Consider the following 6,744-nt stretch of genomic DNA (forward strand, 5'->3'; position numbering starts at 1 on the left):
TGTCACCCGCACAGATGGTTATCCTGTAGTTTCCGATCTATTACCAGGGGCGATGTCACCTGTAAGCAGTACATTGCTCGGCACTGTGTTAAATGATAATGACGGATACGATGATGACGATGATGACAGATACGATGAGTTTGAAGAAAATAATGAGTTTGAGGCTTTTGCTACCAACCGTTCTGATGGTTATCCTGTAATTTCCGAGATATCGCCAGCAGCAGCGCCACCCGTAAGCAGTACATTGTTCGGCACTGTATTAAATGATAATGATGACGATGACGATGACGATGATGACAGATACGATGATGATGATGATGACGATGATGACAGATACGATGATGATGATGACGATGATGACAGATACGATAATGATGACGATGACGATGATGACAGATACGATGATGATGATGATGACGATGATGACAGATACGATGATGATGATGACGATGATGACAGATACGATAATGATGACGATGACGATGATGACAGATACGATGATGATGATGATGACGATGATGACAGATACGATGACGATGATGACGATGATGACTAAATAGACATCTCCAATCATCAAAAATCAAATCAATTATTTTCCCCTACTTTGTACGGGCGATTTCCTCCAGGATGCTCTGCAAACGCGTTTGCGACAGCATTCGGTAACGAAATCACCCCTACTCCCTCTTTTCGTATAACTGAGTTTTATTCACTATTACTAGGAGTTAAGAACAATGAACGACAAAAAATATCGTAAATGGCATCGAATAATAGCCCCGATAGTTTTTCTACCATTATTTCTGACTGTAATCACAGGAATAGGTTACCGACTCGGTAAAAGTTGGTTTGGTTTGTCTAGTGAGCAAGCAGAGATTTTCATGGTAATTCACCAAGGTACATATCTAGGAGACGATCTTAAACCTTTTTATGTACTTTTAAATGGTATCGGATTAATTTTCATGATGGTTACAGGTATCACTATGAGTGGTGTATTCAGGAAAAAAAGATTGACTGATTAATTCAAACAGGACTTACGGAAAATATCAGACTATACACTATCTGTAGGGAGAGACAAACATCAGAATAATTAGCATTAACTGGTAATAATTAGGAAATAATATCATGTCCGGATAAGAGCGTGATAGAACTCCGTTCCGCTTACGCGACCAAAAAACTTTCTCCTTCTTCTCCTCTTCTTCCTCTTTCTTGTTTCTTTCCTCCTGACTCCTGACTCCTGACTCCTCAGTTGTGTCGTTATTAATAACTGTTCAACCGGACATGATATTATTCCTTCTTCTTCCTTGTGCTATGTCATTCTCCATTATACAATAGGCTAAATTCTGGCTCCTGACTCCTGACTCCTGACTCCTAAGCATCACAACCCATCACCAATCAAAATAAATGGTGCCCAATAATAAGGATGCCTCAACCTTTTTGCCTCTTCTTCATTAATACTCCCATTTATCAAAGCTAGTTGTGCTTTTCGTAATGCTTCTGCTTTTGTCATATTGCCTGTTTTCAATGCTCGATAAAAATTAATCATCAGTACTTGCGTTCCTAGATCGTCAACTTGCCACAAACTTGCCAGAGATGTTTTTACCCCTGCACGTTGCATCTGATAACCCAACCCTAATATTTCTGAACCATCTTTTAAAATACCACCTACTCCTGTTCGACAAGCACTCAAAACTGCTAAATTAATATTAGGTAAGGATAAGTTTGTAATTTCCCGCAAAGTTAAACGACTACCATCACCAAATAAAATAAAAGAATCTTCTGGTTGCCCATTGACAAAATCTGCATGGGTGGCAAAATGTAGAATATTGTACTTATTAACTCGTGAAATAATTTCATTCCAATTGAAGGCTTGATTCAGTAGTTTTGTCGTATTAGGAATCATCTTGGCTAAGGTCTCTACTTCTTGTCCGGCAAATTTTAATCCTGAGAATCGAAATTCTCTAGAACCTACAAGAAATTTATAATTTCCTTGACTAAAAGCTGCGGCTAATACTCGGAGTTTACCTAGAGGTTTGCTGTTAAAATTAGTCAGACTTGCTGCGGTAATATTGTTGATGTTTAACCTTTCTATTAACCATTTTTTTCCATCGTATAAAGCTGCTATTGGAATATAACGTAATAAACCATCAGGAGCATAAATAATAGTTTTAGTTTTCGCTAAAAATAGCTCTGTCTCTAAAGGTTCTATTAACCATTTGTATAACTGTTGACCTGTTGTGTGTACTATCTGATCACTAATTATATTTCTAGGATATGTCAAAGCTCCTCTAAAGTCAATAATTGCATTTTTTAACTGTGTTTTGTTAATCGGAACTGAACGATGTATTGGCAATCCTTGACTTGTCACTAATATTAATTCTATCCTATCGTCCAAAATTAAGGGATAAAGTAGTACAGCATTTTGCTTGATTTTGAGGATATTTTGTAATCTACTTAAATTGGTAATATCTATACTTTCTCCATCAGTTTTTTGCTTGAGTTCCTGTATGATTTTGACGATATTTTCGTTGGAAATCAAGTTATGAAATTCTGTTTGAATTTGCTGTTTTTCTGCTTTTAAGTCAGTAATACGTTGTTGTTGAGCTTTCGACCTATCTGTGGGTGATATATTCTGTAAATCTGTGAGTTCTTTGTTCAGTTGTACTGCTTTATCTTGAATAGCGGTATAGTTATCCAATATTTCTTGTTCTTGAGGTAATAATTCTATTCCCACAGAAGTTTGTTCATTACCTTCTACATTGTTGAGGTAATTTTCTAGTTCTTGAACTTTCAATAAATCCAAAACCTGTTGAGCTTCTGTGACTCTATTTTGCTGTAATAATAAATCTGCTAAACGACGATAAGTATCAGCATTTTTTTCGGCATAGGATTGCCGTTTATCTAGAGGAAAATTTTGTAAATCTTGCCGAATTTCTTCTGTGACATTTACAGAGTGTTTATATAAAATAATTGCTACTTCCGGCTGTTTTTCTGCAACTAATAAATCTCCAATATTACTTAAAGTTATTCTTTCACTAGCGCGATCGCCTATATTTCTTTGAGTAGTTAAAGCTTGGCGATAGTAGTCTTCTGCTCGGGTATATTCTTTGAGACTTTTATAAACTGTTCCGAGACTATCTAAGATACGTCCTTCTTCTGTTTTATTGCCTATTTCCTGGAAAATTGTTAATGCTTGGTGCAAATATTCTAGTGCTTTTTGGTATTCGCCTTTTTCGTCATAAATTAAGCCGATATTATTCAGGCTTTGCCCTATTCCTGCTTTGTCATTTATTTGTTCTCTAACTGTTAACGCTTCTTGATAATATTCTAATGCTTGGTCATATTTTTTTTGCAATTTATAGGTAAGCCCAATATTATTTATTGTATTTCCTTCGCCATTTTTATTATTATTTGCTCGATAAATTTCTAGAGCATTTTGATACCACTCTAAGGATTTTTCATACTGACCTAATTCTTGATAAATTAAGCCGATGTTGTTAGTAACTGCTGCCTCACCTTGAAAATTTTCTAATTCCTGGAATGTTTGTAGAGCTTGTTGATAATATTCTAATGCTGGAAAATATTGAGCTTGATATTGATAAATTGCTGCTATATTATTCTGAGTTCGTGCAACTCTAACTAAATCTCCTAATTCTTGACGTATTGCTAAAGCTTGCTCCAAGTAATTTAAAGCTTGGTCATAATTTCCCTGGAGAAAATAAATAGCACCAATACTATTTAGATTACTACCAATACCTTGTTTTTCATTAATTTTGCGACGTATTTTTAATGCTTGTTGATGATAATCTAATGCTTGGGGATAGTCAGTTAGTTTTTGATAAGTGGCTCCAATACTATGAAGGGTTTGACTTATTTTTAGAGATAGAGATTGAGTAGAATTATCTGATAATCTGTATAATAATTGGAATATTTCTAAAGCTTTTTGATAAGCTTCTAAAGCAGCTTGATATTGACCATCATTGTAGAGTTGTTCGCCTTGTTGATAAAGTGCTTTTGCTTCAGTTTGTTGTGGAGTTTGAGATATTAGCTGATTTTGAGGTTGATCAGAATTTAATATTTGAGGAAATACTGTTTCGTAGCATAAGTAAAAAGTTAAACTCAAGCAGCAGATTAGAAAAAAATTTATGAGTCTTTTAATTATTCTTCTTCCACTACTTTTAAACATTTTTTTATACTTTTTATTTATTCAGCTTTAGCAATTACCAAATAATAGGCGATCGCTAAAGCTATTATTTAGTTCAATTAATTCATTGGCGAGTCTATTAGACATCTGGTGAGCATAAAAAATCAAATTAATTATCGTACTCTTATTCATTAATTCTTTCCGCCTACTTTATACAGACGTTCATACAACGTCCCTACTCCTTCTTTTGGTCGAGATGTCTACTAGACATCTCTAATAATAAAAAATCAAATCAATTATCCTACATAAATTATTAATTATTTACCGAAAAATTGTGGTTTAAAGCATCCCCTTTTAAGAGGAGAATAAAGAAAATTTTTCCTTTAAGTCAATCCTCTTAGTTTTAAAAGAGAGGTAATTGTTAATTATTAATTATTAATTATTAATTGTTGAATTCCTACTCCCTCTTTTAGTCGAGATGTCTATTTAAGTTATTCTGATTCTTTTTTGTCATCTTCATCAAATAAAAGAGTTACACTACCAGAGTCTCTTTCTAAATTACATTGAATCTGAATGTTATCCTCCTCTAACTTTTCTCTTCCTTTGGGAGTTGTACATAACATAGAGTTAGTTTTTGTAGAATTTTTTTGATCGGCCATTTCTTCAGATACTCCTACAACTTCCCAATAATAATCCTTAGCCTTCTCACCTTCGTCTAGCTTTTCATAAGTTGCCCCGACATAGAATAAAGCACGACCTTCTGCAAGTAAATCTCCTTTGTCTCGTCGTAGTTTTAATACCTGCTGAAATTTTGCTAATGCCTGTTCGTATTGCTCATTTTGATAATGTTCTTCTCCCTCTTTTAACAACCTACCTATTTCAGATTGATTATTAGAGCTGCTATAAGAAATATCCTGAGCAAATACAGGTGAAATTTTCCACTTTTCTCCTTGGTGTAATCCTTCAAAGGTAGGGAAACTTAAGGCTAAAGCAGTGGCAATAACTCCCAGATAGTTTCTCCAATAACGCATATATCAATACCTCACCTTAATAAGTACTAAAAAATCTATTTCAGCTACAATCAAGGGACTTCAGGACAAAATCCTTTCGATTACATGATAGTAGTTTCTCCAGGAGAATACTGACAATTTTTCGGTTGTATACTACTTTATTAATTATCACACTAGGAAGGTTATGCAGAATTTTAAGATTGGGGGTTTAGTATAAAAATAGCCTCTTAGCCTCTTTCCTGATATATCTAGGTTTAAGCTATTTTTTAGGTATTGAGATATTTTTCTACTTACCGTTCCCAGAAATCTACAAAAATCTATAAAATCTATAATTATCTGATTGACTGACTATTTTCATCGGAAAAAATATCAAAGTCCCAATAGCTTCATCTATTAGAGACAAAAGTTAACACTGCAATAGCGATCGCCAATGTGAATTTAGAGCATAAAAAAATCAACCTCGGTATTAGCTGGTCTGGATGATGAATCCTTAGTCGTATTTTGACAGTAGACATATTTCCTAAGTTTTCTCTGTAGAACCAACTAAGACAAATTGCTTATACTACTATTAAAATTTAATTATATATCGACCATTTAGAGATAGGCAATACTTAAATAACTTATGTAAACATAACGATAATAAAGTTCTTACAGCGCTTTTCAAATTGATGAACCACATCTTCACAAGCAAAACTTTGTAGGGACGTTCCATGGAACGTCCCTACTGTGGTCTACCCAAATGAAAACCGCTGTAGGTGGTAGGTGTTATATCATGTTCCCCCTCCGGGGGAGCTACGCTAACGGTTGAATACTTATAAATAAATTTTGTGAGTCCTCAGGAGTCAACCCACCCCTCGCCCCTCCCCCTCCCAGGAGGGTAAGTCAGGAGTCAGGAGGAAAAAAAGGAGAAAAATAGGAAATATTGGAGAATAGTATTGATAATTTCAGTATTTCTTTGGTACCGTCAGTCCTTAAATTTTATTTATAACTGACCCGTCCGAACATGATATTATATCATGTCCGAAGCCAATCGTTTGTGTAAACCCAAGGGTGAATATCTACAGGAAATGATGGTTTTTTCTTGCGAGGGTAGCCTTCTTCCCTCTTCCCTCTTTCTTCTTCCTTCTTCCTTCTTCCTTCTTCCTTACCGAAAAATTGTGGGTATGCGCCTCCCCTTTTAATATAGAATCCGGTTATATAATATATGCTTATAATTCTATCCACACTTCAATATTTAATATAAAATCAGGTTATACAGTTATCGCACTTTCTACTTCCATTCAATGCAGACATAAAATGCCGGAATATCCACAGATAATTCCAACTCTCATCCTTTCTTCCTGCTGACTCCTGAGGACTGAGGACTGAGGACTCTCATCATACAATAACTAATTATCCGGATACTATATTACTCATTACTCATTACTCATTACTCATTACTCATTAATCCTCAGTAATATCATGTCCGGTAGCATCGGTCTTGTATAGCAAAGGTAAGGAAGAAGGAAGAAGGAAGAAGGAAGAAGAAAGAGGGAAGAGGGAAGAAGGCTACCCTCGCAAGAAAAAACCATCATTTCCTGTAGATATTCACCCTTG

General features: G+C 35.0%; 6 protein-coding genes. 2 read left to right on the forward strand and 4 right to left on the reverse strand.

The features are described from left to right. Nucleotides 1-556: hypothetical protein (locus tag D5R40_RS36355; RefSeq protein WP_205127727.1), on the forward strand; the 556-nt coding region annotated here is incomplete at its 5' end. A gap of 175 nt (nucleotides 557-731) precedes the next feature. Beyond that, nucleotides 732-1,016 carry a hypothetical protein gene (locus D5R40_RS29045; RefSeq protein ID WP_124145812.1) on the forward strand — a complete coding sequence of 95 codons (285 nt, stop codon included), beginning with the start codon at nucleotides 732-734 and terminating at the stop codon, nucleotides 1,014-1,016. Nucleotides 1,017-1,372: 356 nt separating this feature from the next. Here D5R40_RS29045 and D5R40_RS29050 read toward each other — a convergent pair whose 3' ends face one another. The 4 genes from D5R40_RS29050 to D5R40_RS36360 all read right to left on the reverse strand — a co-directional run bounded on the left by D5R40_RS29050 (nucleotide 1,373) and on the right by D5R40_RS36360 (nucleotide 6,372). Next, complete coding sequence (locus D5R40_RS29050; RefSeq protein ID WP_205127728.1) at nucleotides 1,373-4,117, reverse strand: CHAT domain-containing protein; 2,745 nt, start codon at nucleotides 4,115-4,117, stop codon at nucleotides 1,373-1,375. Nucleotides 4,118-4,207: 90 nt separating this feature from the next. Next, nucleotides 4,208-4,330: a hypothetical protein gene (locus D5R40_RS41580; RefSeq protein WP_282433675.1), complete on the reverse strand. Its 123-nt coding sequence runs from the start codon at nucleotides 4,328-4,330 to the stop codon at nucleotides 4,208-4,210. A 299-nt stretch (nucleotides 4,331-4,629) separates the two neighbouring features. Next, entirely contained in the window at nucleotides 4,630-5,169 is a 540-nt protein-coding gene (locus D5R40_RS29055; protein ID WP_124155593.1) for a tetratricopeptide repeat protein, read from the reverse strand. 993 nt (nucleotides 5,170-6,162) lie between these two features. Continuing rightward, nucleotides 6,163-6,372, reverse strand: a complete 210-nt coding sequence (locus D5R40_RS36360) for a hypothetical protein (RefSeq protein WP_124155594.1) — start codon at nucleotides 6,370-6,372, stop codon at nucleotides 6,163-6,165. Nucleotides 6,373-6,744: the final 372 nt, after the last annotated feature.

The organism is Okeania hirsuta, assembly GCF_003838195.1.
Classification (GTDB): domain Bacteria; phylum Cyanobacteriota; class Cyanobacteriia; order Cyanobacteriales; family Microcoleaceae; genus Okeania; species Okeania hirsuta.

Bases quoted from the DNA above. Each gene is read 5' to 3' on its own strand.
- D5R40_RS41580 (WP_282433675.1), bottom strand. From the start codon at position 4,330: ATGAATAAGAGTACGATAATTAATTTGATTTTTTATGCTCACCAGATG.
- D5R40_RS29045 (WP_124145812.1), top strand. From the start codon at position 732: ATGAACGACAAAAAATATCGTAAATGGCATCGAATAATAGCCCCGATA.
- D5R40_RS29055 (WP_124155593.1), bottom strand. From the start codon at position 5,169: ATGCGTTATTGGAGAAACTATCTGGGAGTTATTGCCACTGCTTTAGCC.